The organism is Nocardia sp. NPDC050713, assembly GCF_040654315.1.
Classification (GTDB): domain Bacteria; phylum Actinomycetota; class Actinomycetes; order Mycobacteriales; family Mycobacteriaceae; genus Nocardia.
On sequence record NZ_JBFAHS010000002.1, the window covers coordinates 155,508 to 169,993 of the forward strand.

Genomic DNA, 14,486 nt, shown 5'->3' on the forward strand with positions numbered 1-14,486 from the left:
TTCCTCAGACGAATTGGGCGAATCGGACAGTCGTCCGCCGCGGTGGGCACCGGCGCGGGTCCGACCCGCTCGGACGCGCTGTTCGCCGCCTACACCAGCCTCGCCGAGTACTACCCGCCTGCGCTGCTTGCCCATGTCGGTTCCGCGGACAAGTCGGGGGCGGAGATCAGCGAGGTGCTCTGCACCTCCAACGCGTACTGACTTCGGTCGGCTTCGCCGACGCGCGCGAGAACCATAGGCTGACACCGTGATTCGAGCGCTGTTCCTCGTTCCTTTGCTGTGTTGGCCGATCGCCGCGGCGACGCCGCGCATTCGGGTTCGGGTGGGAGTCGTTCTGGGAGCGATCGCCGTTGCCGAGATGCTGGTGAGCTTGGGGTGGGTGCTGCGCAGCGGGACGATGACGGTGATGGTCTTGTTGGTGGTGCTGAATTGCGTTGCCGTGGTGTGGGGTCTGATGTCGGATCGCGCGCAGGACGCGGAAAACCCGGCGGTGCGCCGTATCGGGCGGAAGCTGGTGATCTGGTATTGCGTTCTCAGCGTGCTGGGCGCCCTCGCCGTGGTCGGGGTCATGAAAGGGCAACGGGCCTCGGTTCCGCCCAGTGACGCGCTGCTGCCGCTGCCCGAGGGATTGGTCTTGCTGGAGAACCAGGACCGGGGTTGCGGCGGGAATTCGTCGACGATCTGTCTGCGCGCCTTCGAGATCGGGTCATCCGCGAATGTGTCCGCCGAGGACGTCAGCGACCGTATTCGTCGCCATCTCGAGAGCGCGCACGATTGGTCCTTGTACCGAGGTCGCGGCGGCGACTGGTCCGGATGCCGGGACGAGGGCTGGGTTCTGGACCGAAACAACCGGTGTGTGAGCGTATTCGACCGTTCCGGCCACACCGTCGTCTGGTTCGAGAGCGTCGCCTACAACTGAGGTCGCGGCCCCGGTGCGCTGGCCGCGACGCCCGATGGCCGATCTCGCTCGACGGCGAAACCGGCCGATTCCGTTCGCGTTTCAGGACAATTTGCCGTCGTAATCGGGGAGTTTGAAGGTCCGCTCGGCATGCCCGCCCGCGAGATCCGACGCGCTGTTGCCGATATTGGCGACGATGGTGTAGCCGTCGCCTTCGATGTCGATGCGGGCGTTGGTCTTGTATTGCTCGAGACCGGCCGAGCCCGCGGACAGGGTGGTGAGGGGACTGCCGTAGAGCCCGTCCACCGGGTAGCCGACGGCGGTCAGGTTGGTCTGGGTGTAGAGGTTCGTCAGCGCGGGGCGGCCGGTGACGAAAATGACCGCCGCGCCTTGTGATTTGGCCCATTTGGCGAGTTGGAGGACGGGCGCCATCGCGGGTGTGACGGGGCCGGGGTTGTACTGCGTTTCCAGCGAGGTGTTGTCGATGTCGAGGACGATGGCCGGTCGCGTGGCGCCGGGTAGTCGTCCGGCCAAGTAGTCCTGAGCCTGGGCGGCGACCGTCTGCACCTCCGTGATCCACTGCGAGTACGGGGGAAGCCCACCGCCACCGGAGAGCGAGGAGGAACCGGAGCCGCCCGACAGCGACGACGAACCGGAGCTCCCCGACAGCGAGGACGAGCCGGTGTCGGCCTGCGCGACGGACAGTGGGGCGACGGCGGTGATGGTGATGCCGAGGGCGATGCCTGCAACAGAGCGTCTCATGGGCGGGGACGTTATCGGCGACGAAACAGACGCGCAGGTGTTTCACATTGTCTCGCTCAGGATTTCCCGTTCAGTGGGACAGGTCGTGGAAACGCAAGGCGCGGTGACGATTTCGTGGTACAGGCGCGAATTCGGGGGTGACCGCGATGCCGCGAATTCCCGATCCGGCACGGCGTGCGCGCCCGCGTCGCCGCTGGCGAGTGCGTGCACGCCCGACAGGGGAGAGCGTGCACGCACCCGCCCGGAATCACGCGGTGCGGTAGGTGCGCGCTACCAGCGCCGAACGCAGATACCAGAGCCCGGAGGGCTGCGACGGATCGAAGCCGGTCAGCTGGCCGATCCGTTTGAGCCGGTAGTCGACGGTGTTCGTGTGTACGTGCAGCACACGGGCGGTGCGCTGACGGTTGAGGTTGTTGGCGATGTGCCGCTGCAACGTCTCCAGCAGTTCCGGGTGCTCGTCGAGCGGATCGAGCAGGGATCCGAGGTACTCGCGGCCGGGACCCGGTCGGGTCAACTGGTATTCGAGCGCCAGCTCGTCGAACCGGTAGAGCCCGGCCACCGCTTGGAGGCGCTGCACCATGTCGAGCAGTTCGTGCGCTTGGTCGGCGGCGTTGGGTATCTGCTCGGGACCGGCCTCGACCATGGTCGCGGTGATGCCCACCTGGGCGGACCGGGACAGCTCGGTGATCAGCGCGTCCAGCTGTCCTTTGTCCAGCGCGCCGGAGGGAATCAGGATGGTGCCGCCGTCCACGCTGAGCAAGGACAGCGCGGTGTTGCCGCACCGGGTGGCCAGCTCGGCCTGCACCCGGCGCAGCTTGCGCCTGGCCACGACCTGACCGTCCACGGCCGGATTGCGTTCGTCGCGATGCTGGGGGATGGCGACCGCGATCACCGCGTAGGACGAGGCGATGGCGATGCCGCATTCGCGCGCCATCGTGGAGGTGCTGTGCCCGCCGAGCAGCGCGGAGGTGAGAGTGTGTACCGCGGTGTGGTGTTCGCTGACGACGGCACGCAACTCGCGCACATAGGCCACCGAGATCGCCGAGGTGATCTGGTCGAGCATTTCCACGACCATCTTCGCGCCGTCGACGAGGTTGCCGTAGTCCTTGATGGTGGCATTGGAGACCACCAGATCCAGCCCGATCTTGAAGCCCTCGTGGATCGAGTGGTGGATCGTGTCGATCGGCACGCCCTCGCGCGCCCAGCCCGCCGCGGCGTCCTGTAGCCGCTGCATTTTGGCGGGAATGTCCTGCCCGTCGAGCATGCTCACGGCGAACTCGAGGCAAAGCCGGGTGATCGTCGTGACGTCGCCGCTGATGGCGTCGCCGGGGAGGGTGCCGCAGGGGATCACGTTCTCGACGAAATGCCCCACCATCTGGCGCGATAGGCTCCGGACGTCCTGCAACGGCGAAGACATCGGTCGGCCGGACAGAGTCAAGCTCGGTCTGGCCCCACTGTCGACGGTCATTGGCGACTCCTTCCGCCGGGATTTTGCTGTGCGGCGCATTCACACTAACTGCACGATCTCCGGCGCGGATCGATTCGTCAGGTTCTGTGAGATGACGACGCGGCGGAATTCGCGGCCTTGTGAGCGCTCACAGGACGGGGAGGAGTCGACGTTTCCGATACGGTTCCGGGCTTGCCGCGGGCCAATTCGTAGGCCGGGCGAAGTGGAATATCTGCGAGTCGAATTGTCGCCGAAATCGTCTGGGACGATATGGCCGTCACGCCTCGCAACGGACGCGGCTATACCCCTATTCGATCCACTCGGCCCCATCGAGGGTGTGGACCGAGACGGTCTGGCGAGCAAGCGGATACACGTCCATCCACGGCTGCCGGGCGGCGTGACCGCGAGCCTTCGGCGACCCGGCCGGGCGGCCCTCTAGCGCATCTTCCGATATGGCACCGGGCGCCCGACTCGGGATTTACTCGGCGGTCGCTCACTCGAGGGGGAGGGCGCGAAACCGCCTCGCACGCAGGTTCACTGACCGAGATCGTCCACGGGGGAGGAGCGGCACGAACAGCCACGGCATCGACCCCCGCATCACCTTCCGTCCCAAGCGAGCGCTTGTGCGGTCGAAGGCTCGGGTGCCGGAACGCCCTACCGCGCCGACCGTACAAGCGCGACAACGTCGTTCGCGCGACGCGGGGAGCTGACGGTTTGCCCCATCGGGTCGGGTGCCGCTCCGCCGAGCGGCCGGTAGTATCACCCGGGCCGGACCGGCCACCCAGAAACCTGGGGCTTGCCCGGCACGTGTCGTGCCCCGATGGTTGCAATAGCCCGTCTGCCGGGCACGCCACGGCAGGGAAGGCAGCGCTGACGAAACGATAGGGGCAGGCGATGAGACCGGCTCTGAGATGTCTTGTCTGGGAACTGGACAACACCATGTGGGACGGTGTCGTGTGCGACGCGACCAGCTCCACGCCGAGGCCCGCGGCCCTGCGCACGTTGCGCACGTTGAGCGACCGCGGCATCTGGCACGCCGTGGCGAGCCGCAGCGACCGCAATCTCACGCTGGACCTGCTGTACCGGCACGGCCTCTACGAGATGTTCTCGGCGCTGGAGATCGGCTGGGGCCGGAAATCCGCCAGCATCGTCCGGATCGCCCGAACCCTCGGCCTGAGCTTGGACACCATCGCGTTCGTCGACGACGAGCCGGTGGAGCGAGCCGAAGTGTCCCGCGCGCTGCCGCAAGTGCGCTGCTACGCGGCCCGCAACATCGACGTACTGACCGCGCTGCCCGACTTCAAGCCGGTGCTCGGCACCGGCCCGACCCCCACGCCGCCGCTCGGTTTCGACCGGGTGCCAGTCTTCTAGCTGGGGACCCCGCCGGGAACGTCAGGCCTCCCGCAAAAACTTGGCCGCCTGCTCGCCGACGAACACGCTCGGCGCGTGCGTGTGGCCGCGGATGAGCAGCGGCATCACCGACGCGTCGGCGACCCGGAGTCCTTGCACGCCACGCACTTCCAGCCGCGGTGTGACAACGCTGGCCGGATCGGTGCCCATCCGGCAGGTGCCGACGGGGTGGTAGAGGGTGTGCGAGTAACCGTTGATCGCCAGTTCGAGGGTGGCCTCGAGCTCGTCCGGCGCGTTCGGCGGATAGATGAGGCTGCCGAGCACCGCCTTCATTGCGGGCGCGTCGGCGATCTTCGCGCAGGTACGCAGGCCCGCGAGCAGGGCGGCGCGGTCGGCGCCCGCGGAGTCGGACAGGTAGCGGGGATCGATGACCGGCTTGGCGGTCGGATCGGCCGACCCGAGCGCGATCCGTCCGCGGCTGTTCGGGCGCAGCAGCACGGTCGCCAGGATGACGCCGTGTTCGGTCGGATCGACCAAACCCTCGTAGTAGAACGGCGCGGGCGCGTAGATCAGCTCGAGGTCCGGCAGTTCCAGTTCCGGCTTGGACCGGACGAAGCCGTAGGCCTCGCCGATGTTGGAGGTGAGCATGCCGCGGTGGCGCAGCAGATAGTCGATCAGCTGCCGCGGCTTCTTGTCGGCGCCGAACAGCGAATCCTCGGCCACCCCGTAGCCGATTCCCGCGACCAGGTGGTCCTGCAGGTTGGACCCGACCTCCGGCGCGTGCTCCACCACCTCGATCCCGTGGCGGGTCAGTTCGTCGGCGTCGCCGATGCCGGAGAGCATGAGCAGTTGCGGGCTGTTGATCGCGCCGCCGCACAGCACCACCTCGCGGCGCGCGGTGACGGTGTGCGTCTCGCCGTTCTGGCGGTATTCGACGCCGACCGCGCGCTTGCCCTCGAAGATCACGCGGGTGGCGAGGGCTTCGCTGTGCACGGTGAGGTTGTCCCGGCGTAGCGCGGGGCGCAGGTAGCCGTCGGCGGTGCTCCAGCGCCGGCCCGCGCGCTGGGTCACCATGGTCTGGCTGAAGCCGTCCGGTTGCGGGCGGTTCGGCGCTTCGACGGTGAACCCCGACTCCTGCGCCGCCGTCAGGAACGCCGCGGTGGAGGAGCGCGGGCTGCGCTGGTGCGAGACGTACAGCGGTCCGGCCGTGCCCTCGTCGGGGTACTGCGCGTCCTCCACGTTCTCGATCCGGCGGAACTGTTCGACGGCCGCCGCGAATCCCCAGTCTTCGCCGGCCAGCAGCGCCCACTCGTCGTAGTCGGCGCGGAAGCCGCGCACCCACATCATGGCGTTCATCGACGACGAGCCGCCGTACGTCCGGCCGCGTGGCCAGTACACCTGCCGGTTGTCGAGCTGCGGCTGCGGCTCGGTCAGGTAGTCCCAATCCAGTTCGGAGCGAAACAGTTTCGCGAACGCCGCGGGAATATGGGCGAATTTGTCCTTGTCCGGCGGGCCCGCCTCCAGCACCACCACCTGGGTCCCGGAATCCTCGCTGAGCCGGTTGGCGATCACCGCGCCCGCCGAGCCCGATCCCACGATCACATAGTCGGCCGAGAGCTGCCCTGCTGCCACTGTTCACTCCGATCCACACCGCTTACGGCAAAGATACGGCCAACGACCCCGCCGCGGCGAGGTTTCGCGCAGAGCACGCCCGGGCGGATCATCGACAGGCTTCTGCGGCTTTGTGCCGCGGTGCTACCGCGCTCTGGACTAGCGTGAAGCAGTGGCCGCCCACCGGGCGCCCAACCTGATCCAACGTCTGTCCAACGACCGAGGAGTGGGTCCATGCCAGCGCAGCGCCGCACCTACCTCGTCCGACTCGATCCCGCACACTTCGCCGACGCCGAAGGTGCGGGAGGAAACCGGGCGAAACTCTTCGATTGGCTCGAGCCCACCTCCGCCGAGGTCGTCCAGCTCTGCGGCGCCGACCGCGTCGTCGTCTGCTGCGCCAGCGCTCTCGCGGATCAGATGAGGATGCTCGACTACGTCCTCGACGTCGAACCGCACGAGCCGATCGTGTGATGCACCGCCGCCGGCCGCCCCGATCGCGCCTATTCGTCGAGTGGGCGAAGACCGATGATCGTGTGTGGGGCGGCGTAGATGTAGCGGCCGTCGCCTTTCGCGCTGAACTCGCCCCCACCGGTGAGGGCGTCGGGGTCCGCATGGATCGCGAGGAACGGTATGTCCCAGACGATTTCGCCGGTACGCGGATCGATGGCCCACAGGCCGGTGGTGTCGGCGAGGACGGCGACGTGACCGTCCCAGCCGTGCACCGCGCCGAAGCGCTCGGTGTTCGTACGCCAGAGACGTTGTCCGGTACGGAGATCCAGCCCGGTCGAGGTCAGGGTCGCCGGATCGTGCAGCAGAGCGACGTCACCGAGCACAGCCGTCGCGGTGCCTCGGTTCGCGCCGCTGCCGTAGCGGTCCGGGCCGGTCCGCACGAGGTCTCGGTTGGTCCACCGGATGGTTCCGTCGCGGCGGTCGTACGCGACGTCGGCCAGCAGGACGGGAATCGTCGCGTCCGCGGGCCTGTCGACCGTCAGATCGTGCACGCCCTCGTCCTCGCCGTCGGTCGCGACGAGCGTGCGTCCGGTGCGGTCGAGGATCTCGGCGCCGGTCGGCGAATACCCGGCGCACCCGGTGTGGTCGTGTAGGACGAGGGCGTCGAAAGTCTGGGTGACGTGGGAACATCCGTGCAGTTCCGCGGTCCAGGTCGGATCGCCGCCTCGCGGATCGAAACCGGCGATGTCGGCGCCGAGGGTGAGCACGCCCTGACCGTGCGAGACGTCCAGCGCGTCGGAGGGAAGGTCCTCCCACAACGTGCCCATCTCGAACGCGCGAGTCCAGTAGGCGTCGGGGTCCGCGAGCGTCCCGGCGTGTACCCGCACGTCGTCGGACTCGACATCGCCCTCCGCGAGGTAGACGCGGTCGTCGGTGGCCGCGAGCGCGAAGACGAGCCAGTCGGTGGGCGTGCGGGTGATCGCTCCGCTGGCGACGTCGTAGCCGACCAGGGCCGGTATGTCGGCGGTCGGAGACGTGAAGCAGACGATGTCGCCGTCGACCGGAGTGCCCGCGCATCCGCCGAGCCCGGCCGCGGGCGCCCGCCAGCGCGTCGCGCCCGTCGCGGCGTCGATGCCGTACATCACCGGGTCGCGCACCGTGCCGTCTTCCACCACCCCGACCACGGTCACCACGGTGTCACCCGCGTCGACGAAACCCGTGGTGTCCATGTCGTATTCGGTGCCTGCGACGGGATCGCGGAACTCCGCGGCCGCTCGCCCGTCGATGGCCGCCGCGTCGATCGACCACGCCAAACCCGGTGCGGCGTCGCCGGTTCCGGTGATCTTGCGGGTGCCGTCCTCGGGGTGCAACAGCACCGCGACCGCGCCCGCGCTCGTCACGACGGCGGCTACGGTGGCCAGCACCAGATTGCGGACGCCCGGCGGCCACGCCATCACGGCACCTCCAGTCCGGGAGTCAGCGCGATCGCCTCGAGCTGCGCGACGCTCAGTGGCTCGTGGGGACTGTCCGCGCCGGAAACCACACGCACCGTGGCGCCCGACGGGCGGGTCACGACGACGGTGCGCGTCATCTCCGAGGTCGCCGCGAGAAATATTCGCACTTCACGGCTTTCGACCACTGTTCCGTCCGGGAGTTGCCGTGTGGTGACCCGATCTCCGCTCGACGGCCCGGAATCCAGTGGCGCCGTTCGACCGGCGCCGATCGCGATGCTCAGCCGCGATCGGTGGTCACCGGCGATGACCCGCACCGCCTGGCAAACCCCGCCGGAGTCGTCCGCTCCGGGACGCAACGCCCCCAGCGGGCGGTCGAGGGTGAGGCCATCCAGTGGGATCCGCGCAAGCACCGCGTCCAGCCTGCTCGCTTCGGCCTCATCGATAGCGGCGGCATCCTCCGCGGCCAGGCGGCAGTCTTCGGGCGGGTCCGGCGTTCCGGGTGGCACGGGCGCTGCGACCCGTACACCCGGGGCGCTCGCCAAGCCGACGAGTTCGTCGACGGACAACGGCACGGTCCCGGTGGGCCCGAGCTCGTGTGGCGCATCAGTGGCAATGGCCACGACGCCGCTGCCGTCCGGTGTGTAGGCGTGGGCGGTGCGGGACAGGGTGCGCACACCGTCGACCTGTGACCAGGTGTCGTGTGTGTCGACCGTCGTACCGTCGGCGAGCAGGCGACGCTCGTCGAGTTGCCCGGCGACACAGGGCGGTATCGGCGCGGTGGATTGCCGCACCGATACCGACAGCGACCCCGCCAGATCGCCCCGCCGCAGCGTGGCGCGCGCGTCGGTGAAGCCGCCGAACTCCGCGAATTCGGGTGAGTCGCCTGAGTTCGCGACGATCGGCTGGAACCACAGCGACTCGTCGACGGGTTCGAAGCCGATGACCACTCCGTCGGGCAGCGCCTCGTGCAGCGCGGTCGACATCGCCACGGCTTTGGGCCCGGAGAACCATGGATACGCCGGGTTGTCGTAACCGAATTCGCTGCTGACCACGAAGCCCGTCAATCCGCCTTCGCCGGGCGGTTCGACGGCGTCGCAGCCGGGAATGCGCGTCGGATACGTGACCGGCGGCGTGACGACCGACGCCCGCGGCGGTTCGGCCTCGTCCGCCGTGCTGGTCGTGGTCGTCGGCGTCGTCGTCAGGTCGGGATCCGGGTCGTGCAGCAGTCCGCCGACGATCACGCCGCTCGCCACGATCGCCACACAGAGCAGGCCTTGCGTCCACGCGGTGACCGCGCGCGACGGCGTGGCGTCCGCGCTCGTTGTCTCCGGCACCGTTGCTCCCCTCGGATCCCGACCATTAGATCAGCCCGGGGGCCAAGCCGATCAACAGGATTCGCTGCCGCCCTGCCTAACGCAGCGGCAGCACGCTCAGGACCGGGTCGTAGGCCCAGTTCAGCATGCGCTCGGCATCGTCCTTCGCGATGACGTCGCTGTGCGGTGAGCTGTCCAAGACCACGCCGATCAGCGGTATTCCCGCCCGGACCGTCTCGAACAGCAGGCAGGTTCCCGCGGCGTCGGTCCACCCGGTTTTGATCCCGATGGCGCCGGGATAGTCGCGCAGCAGCCGGTTCGTGGTCCGCCAGAAGTGCTCGCGGTTGCTCGGGCCCGCGGGTACATGATGGCTTTGCGCGCTGACGATTTCGCGGAATGCCGGTTGGCGCATCGCGCGCAGGCCGAGGGCCACCAGGTCCGCCGGTGTGGAGGAGTTGGAGTGATCGGTGGGGACGGGCAGTCCGCTGGGATCGGTGAAATGCGTTCCCGCCAGGCCCATCTGACGCGCGACATCGTTCATCCTGGCGATGAAGCCGTCTTGGCCGGGCCCGTATGCCTCGGCGAGGGCATAGGCGGCGTCGCAGCCCGACGGCAGCATCAGCCCGTAGAGAAGCTGTCGCGCGGTGAGTACCTCGCCGGGGACCAATCCCGCGGTACTGCCGTCGTGCCTGATGCAGTAGGAGATGGCTTCTTGCGGCACGGTGATGGTCCGGTCGAGATCGCCTGCGTCGACCACGACCACTGCCGTCATCACCTTGGTGATGCTGGCAATCGGGACCGGGGTGTCCGGCCGTCGCGACCACAGCGCCGTGCCGGTGAATCCGTCCGCCAGCACCGCCCCCGACGCCTGAACTCCGTCCGGTTCGGAAGTCAGCCAGGGCAATTGGATATGGGGCATGCTTGCGGCGGGGGCGGCCCCGACACCATGACCAGCCGCCACGATCAACGCACTGACGACGGCAGCCTGCAACAATCGGGCAAATGTTCGCATGGCCCACATTGTGCCGTTCATCCCCGCTGATGAGCGGGATTTCGCCGGCCGTATTTCCGCACGGCACCGGCGACAGCATACGCACGGCTAATCACGCACGCGCTGGCCCTCGGCGCGAAATTCCGGTCGAACGGGGCGACCGCGCGGTCGGGTGCCCGGGGGCCTGCGAAACGCCGCAGCGGCCCGCGGGTGGGACATCACCACACGGGCCGCTGCGCGATACGCCGATCGGGATCGTGACCGGCGATGACGTTCGGACGATCGACGCTCAGCAGTTGCTCGGCGCCGGCTCACCCTTGATCCGGGCCTCTATCCACGTCATCGCCGCGGGCGCGCCGATCAACGCCGCGGTCAGATGCTCGGGCATCTGCACGCGCTGCATTTCCAACTGCACCCCCGACTCGCACCAACGGCGGTCGGTGTTCACGATGGCACCGATCGGAATCAGCGGGTCGCTCGGCGAATGCCATTCGAACATCGGGATTTCCGGCACGCCGGGGTACAGCTCCAAGCTGTTCTCCTCCACGACCGCCCTGGCGTCGCCGGGCATGTCGAAGATCGAGGGGTTCGAGGCATAGTCGCGCGCACCGGTGTTGGCGCCGATGGCGAGCAGCTCATTGGTGCAGCTGTTGGCCATCGCGTCACGGACCGCGAGGCCACGTTGGTTGAGATGCGCGCTGAGCGGTACCCGGTCCGGGTACTCGCGTTCCAGACCGATCGCCACCGCCATGGCCAGCCCGAAGGCCGGGTGCGGGTCGGGGCCCAATGCCTCCGCCATGGTCATCAAGTTCATCGGCACGCCGCCGATGGCGGCGCCCGCGAGCCTCAGCTCGGGCGCGTACGTCGGTTGCAGCGCCGCCGCCCACGAAGTGGCGATGCCGCCGCCCGAGTAGCCCACCATCCCCACCGGACTGTTCGCCAGACCGAGTTCGGGTAGTCGCTTGGCCGCGCGGATGCCGTCCAAGGTGATCTGGCCACCAAGACGGGCGGCGCCGAGGGCGAACTGCGGACCGAGATGATCCGGCAGTGCGATACTCCAGCCCCGCTGCAACGCGACGTTCAGAATCGGCGTGGTGATACCCAGATTCAGATCGCCGTCGTAGAGCCTGCGCGATACCGCGCAATGGGTGCCGAGTGAGTTGATGAAATGTTGATACGACAGCAGCGGTGCGTCCGGCCGGCTGCCGAGGGGCGTGAGGATCGTCGTGGTCGCGGCGATCGGTGTGCCGCGTGAGTTGGTGGACCGGAACTCGACCTGCCGGACGGTGGCGCCGGGGAAGAGCGGCAGCGGCGGCAATGCCCGCACGTCCAGCACGTCACCGGGTCGGTGCGCCGCCAGGTCCGCCGGGGCGGCGTAGAACGGGTCCGGATCGGGTATCGGATACAGCGGTGCCGCGGTTGCCGTTGTTGCCAGCAGCACACCAAGCGCCATACCGCCGAGGGTGCCGATGACCTGGGTCACACGGTGGCATCTATTGCTGGGTAACAGGGAAAACGGACGAGTCACGACCTCTGACCTCCAAGGGGAGCGCGGATACGTCGACGAGCCACCAGCATTCAAATGCCCTCGTCGGCAAACTCCCAGCGACACGCCGATAGGGGTCCGAGCGCCCCGGAAAATCGTGTTTCGGCCGCGCCGCCTCGGAGGCCGATCCGACGATGCGTGTGGATCGATAGATCACAGCGGGAGCGGCCGGTACGGTCGCCAGCATGAGCAAGTCGGTCGTGGAGCTGTCCCATCCGATCTCGGATGGCATGCTCACCTACCCTGGCCTGCCTCGTCCACGAATCACCCCGGATATTCCGCGCACGCAGTCGCCGCTGATCGACATGGCCTACGAGATCGCCCGCGTGGACATGGTCGGCCACACCGGCACCTACCTCGCCGCGCCCTTCCATTTCCACGCCGACGGCGGCGACATCGCCGAACTGCCGCTGGAACGGCTGTTCAACGTGCCGATCGTGATGATCCGTGCGGCGGGGATCCGCGCGGTGGGACCGAATCTGCTCGGCGACCCCGCCCGGTTGTGGGGCAAGGCGGTGCTCGTGCACACCGGGTGGTCCTCGCGATGGGGTTCGGCTTCGTACCAGGGCCCCGGACATCCGTTCCTGGTCGGCGAGGTCGCCGACGCGCTGGTCGCCGCCAATGTGGCGCTGGTCGGCATCGACTCGCTCGACATCGACGACACGTCCCTGCCGACGCGGCCGTGTCACCACACGCTGCTCGGCGCGGGAATCCCGATCATCGAGCAGATGACGAACCTCGACGCGGTGCCCGACATCGGCGCCGAGCTGGTCGCGCTGCCCGCGCCGGTGCGCGGAACCGGCTCGTTTCCGCTGCGCGCCGTCGCTTGGACCGACTGGTAGCGCCGGTATACGTAGGACGGCCCGCGGTCGAATCGACCACGGGCCGCCGATACTCCGTCGGCCGACCGCGCTCAGCCGGCGGCCGGGGTCTCCTGGTTCGCCGGGCGCACCGGAACGATCGGCAACACGAGCGCGGCGGGGGCACCGGCCGGTACCACCGGCGCGACCGGGGCGACCGGCGAAATCCGCTGGTACCCCTCGCTTTGCGACGGCCTGGTGTCCACCTCGCCCTTGTTCGGCCAGTAGGCGGCGGCCCGCTCGGCCTGCGCGGTGATGGTCAGCGACGGGTTCACGCCGAGGTTGGCGGAGACCGCCGCGCCGTCCACCACGCTCAGCGTCGGGTAGCCGAAGACGCGGTGGTAGCCGTCGATGACGCCGTGCTCCGGGTCGGCGCCGATGGTGGCGCCGCCGAGGAAGTGCGCGGTGAGCGGGACGTTGAATATCTCGCCCCAGCTGCCGCCCGCGATGCCGCCGATCTCGTCGGCCACCTTGCGCGTGACCTCGTTGCCGACCGGGATCCACGTCGGATTCGGTTGGCCGTGGCCCTGTTTCGAGGTGAGCTTGCGCCCGAACACGCCGCGCTTGGTGTAGGTGGTGATCGAGTTGTCCAGGTGCTGCATCACCAGCGAGATGATGGTGCGCTCGCTCCAGTTCCTGGTGCTCAGGAACTGGAACAGGTGCAGCGGATGGCGCAGCACGAGCAGCAGGAACCGCAGCCAGCGCGGAATGCGGCCGCCGCCGTCCACCATCAGCGTCTGCAGCAGGCCCATCGAGTTGGAGCCCTTGCCGTAGCGGACGGGTTCGATGTGGGTGTCCGGCGTCGGGTGGATCGAGGACGTGATCGCCACGCCCTTGGTGAAGTCGACGCCGGGGGTGACCTTCCTGGTCGCCGCGCCGACGATCGACTCGGAATTGGTGCGTGTCAGCACGCCGAGCCGTTCGGAGAGGCCGGGCAGCACGCCCTTGTCGCGCATGTCGAACAGCAGCTTCTGGGTGCCGCGGGTGCCCGCGGCGAGCACCACGTGCGCGGCCGTGTAGGTCTTGGGTTGCTTGCGGACCAGCTTGCCGGTGCGCTTGGTCTCCACATCCCAGGTGCCGTCGGGCAGCGGCCGCAGCGCGGTGACCGTGGTCATCGGGACGACCTCGGCGCCGGCCTGCTCGGCCAGGTACAGGTAGTTCTTGACGAGAGTGTTCTTGGCGCCGAACTTGCAGCCGACCATGCAGTCGCCGCATTCCACGCAGCCGGTGCGCTCAGGGCCGACACCGCCGAAGTACGGATCGGCCACGGTCTTGCCCGGTTCACCGAAGAACACGCCGACCGGGGTTTGCACGAAGGTGTCGCCGACGCCCATGTCCTCGGCGACCTTCTTGAAGACCTCGTCGGCGGGTGTCATGTGCGGATTGCGCACCACGCCGAGCATCTTCTGGGCCTGCTCGTAGTAGGGCGTCAGTTCCGAGCGCCAGTCCGTCATGTCGCGCCACTGCGGGTCCTGGAAGAACGGCTCCGGCGGCACGTAGAGGGTGTTGGCGTAGTTCAGCGAACCGCCGCCGACACCGGCGCCGCCGAGGATCAGCACGTCGCGCAACAAGTGGATGCGCTGAATGCCGTAGCAGCCGAGCACGGGCGCCCACAGGAACTTGCGCAGGTCCCAGCTGGTCTTGGGGAGTTCGTCGTCGGCGAAGCGCTGACCCGCCTCGAGCACGCCGACCTTGTACCCCTTCTCCACCAGGCGCAGCGCGGTGACGCTGCCGCCGAAACCGGAACCGACGATGAGCACATCGAAGTCGGTTGCTCGCTGGGACATGCGCGGAACTCCTCGAA

At 68.5% G+C, this 14,486-nt stretch carries 13 protein-coding genes; 5 read left to right on the forward strand and 8 right to left on the reverse strand.

Annotation, left to right across the window (positions count from 1 at the left end; genetic code table 11):
* Window positions 1–42 precede the first annotated feature (42 nt).
* Complete coding sequence (locus AB0H49_RS04010; protein ID WP_357246908.1) at window positions 43–201, forward strand: hypothetical protein; 159 nt, start codon at window positions 43–45, stop codon at window positions 199–201.
* Between the two features lie 46 nt (window positions 202–247).
* Window positions 248–919 carry a hypothetical protein gene (locus tag AB0H49_RS04015; protein WP_357246911.1) on the forward strand — a complete coding sequence of 224 codons (672 nt, stop codon included), beginning with the start codon at window positions 248–250 and terminating at the stop codon, window positions 917–919.
* Between the two features lie 81 nt (window positions 920–1,000).
* Here the strand turns inward: AB0H49_RS04015 and AB0H49_RS04020 are convergent, their stop codons facing one another.
* Complete coding sequence (locus AB0H49_RS04020) at window positions 1,001–1,660, reverse strand: HAD family acid phosphatase (RefSeq protein WP_357246914.1); 660 nt, start codon at window positions 1,658–1,660, stop codon at window positions 1,001–1,003.
* Between the two features lie 247 nt (window positions 1,661–1,907).
* Window positions 1,908–3,128, reverse strand: coding sequence for a helix-turn-helix domain-containing protein (locus AB0H49_RS04025; protein ID WP_355003493.1), 1,221 nt, complete (start codon window positions 3,126–3,128; stop codon window positions 1,908–1,910).
* Between the two features lie 873 nt (window positions 3,129–4,001).
* Between AB0H49_RS04025 and AB0H49_RS04030 the strand changes: the two genes are divergently transcribed.
* Window positions 4,002–4,478, forward strand: coding sequence for an HAD-IIIC family phosphatase (locus AB0H49_RS04030; protein ID WP_355003492.1), 477 nt, complete (start codon window positions 4,002–4,004; stop codon window positions 4,476–4,478).
* A 21-nt stretch (window positions 4,479–4,499) separates the two neighbouring features.
* On the opposite strand, the gene AB0H49_RS04035 is transcribed toward AB0H49_RS04030, so the two are convergent.
* Complete coding sequence (locus AB0H49_RS04035; protein ID WP_357246919.1) at window positions 4,500–6,089, reverse strand: GMC family oxidoreductase N-terminal domain-containing protein; 1,590 nt, start codon at window positions 6,087–6,089, stop codon at window positions 4,500–4,502.
* A 213-nt stretch (window positions 6,090–6,302) separates the two neighbouring features.
* Between AB0H49_RS04035 and AB0H49_RS04040 the strand changes: the two genes are divergently transcribed.
* The gene (locus AB0H49_RS04040) at window positions 6,303–6,539 is read left to right on the forward strand and encodes a hypothetical protein (RefSeq protein WP_357246922.1); all 237 of its coding nucleotides are present in this window, start codon (window positions 6,303–6,305) and stop codon (window positions 6,537–6,539) included.
* Between the two features lie 29 nt (window positions 6,540–6,568).
* Here the strand turns inward: AB0H49_RS04040 and AB0H49_RS04045 are convergent, their stop codons facing one another.
* From AB0H49_RS04045 to AB0H49_RS04060, 4 genes are all read right to left on the reverse strand, one after another.
* A complete protein-coding gene (locus tag AB0H49_RS04045) occupies window positions 6,569–7,972 on the reverse strand; it encodes a PQQ-binding-like beta-propeller repeat protein (RefSeq protein ID WP_357246925.1) in 1,404 nt (467 codons plus the stop codon).
* Window positions 7,972–9,306 (reverse strand): hypothetical protein, encoded by a 1,335-nt coding sequence (locus tag AB0H49_RS04050; RefSeq protein WP_357246928.1) that lies wholly within the window; start codon window positions 9,304–9,306, stop codon window positions 7,972–7,974. The genes AB0H49_RS04045 and AB0H49_RS04050 overlap by 1 nt, the downstream gene beginning before the upstream one ends.
* A 76-nt stretch (window positions 9,307–9,382) precedes the next feature.
* Window positions 9,383–10,297 (reverse strand): serine hydrolase, encoded by a 915-nt coding sequence (locus tag AB0H49_RS04055; RefSeq protein ID WP_357246931.1) that lies wholly within the window; start codon window positions 10,295–10,297, stop codon window positions 9,383–9,385.
* A 268-nt stretch (window positions 10,298–10,565) separates the two neighbouring features.
* The gene (locus AB0H49_RS04060) at window positions 10,566–11,729 is read right to left on the reverse strand and encodes a lipase family protein (RefSeq protein ID WP_357247925.1); all 1,164 of its coding nucleotides are present in this window, start codon (window positions 11,727–11,729) and stop codon (window positions 10,566–10,568) included.
* A gap of 278 nt (window positions 11,730–12,007) precedes the next feature.
* On the opposite strand from AB0H49_RS04060, the gene AB0H49_RS04065 reads away from it, so the two are divergent.
* Complete coding sequence (locus AB0H49_RS04065) at window positions 12,008–12,664, forward strand: cyclase family protein (protein WP_357246934.1); 657 nt, start codon at window positions 12,008–12,010, stop codon at window positions 12,662–12,664.
* A 71-nt stretch (window positions 12,665–12,735) separates the two neighbouring features.
* Here the strand turns inward: AB0H49_RS04065 and AB0H49_RS04070 are convergent, their stop codons facing one another.
* Complete coding sequence (locus AB0H49_RS04070; protein WP_357246937.1) at window positions 12,736–14,469, reverse strand: GMC family oxidoreductase; 1,734 nt, start codon at window positions 14,467–14,469, stop codon at window positions 12,736–12,738.
* Window positions 14,470–14,486: the final 17 nt, after the last annotated feature.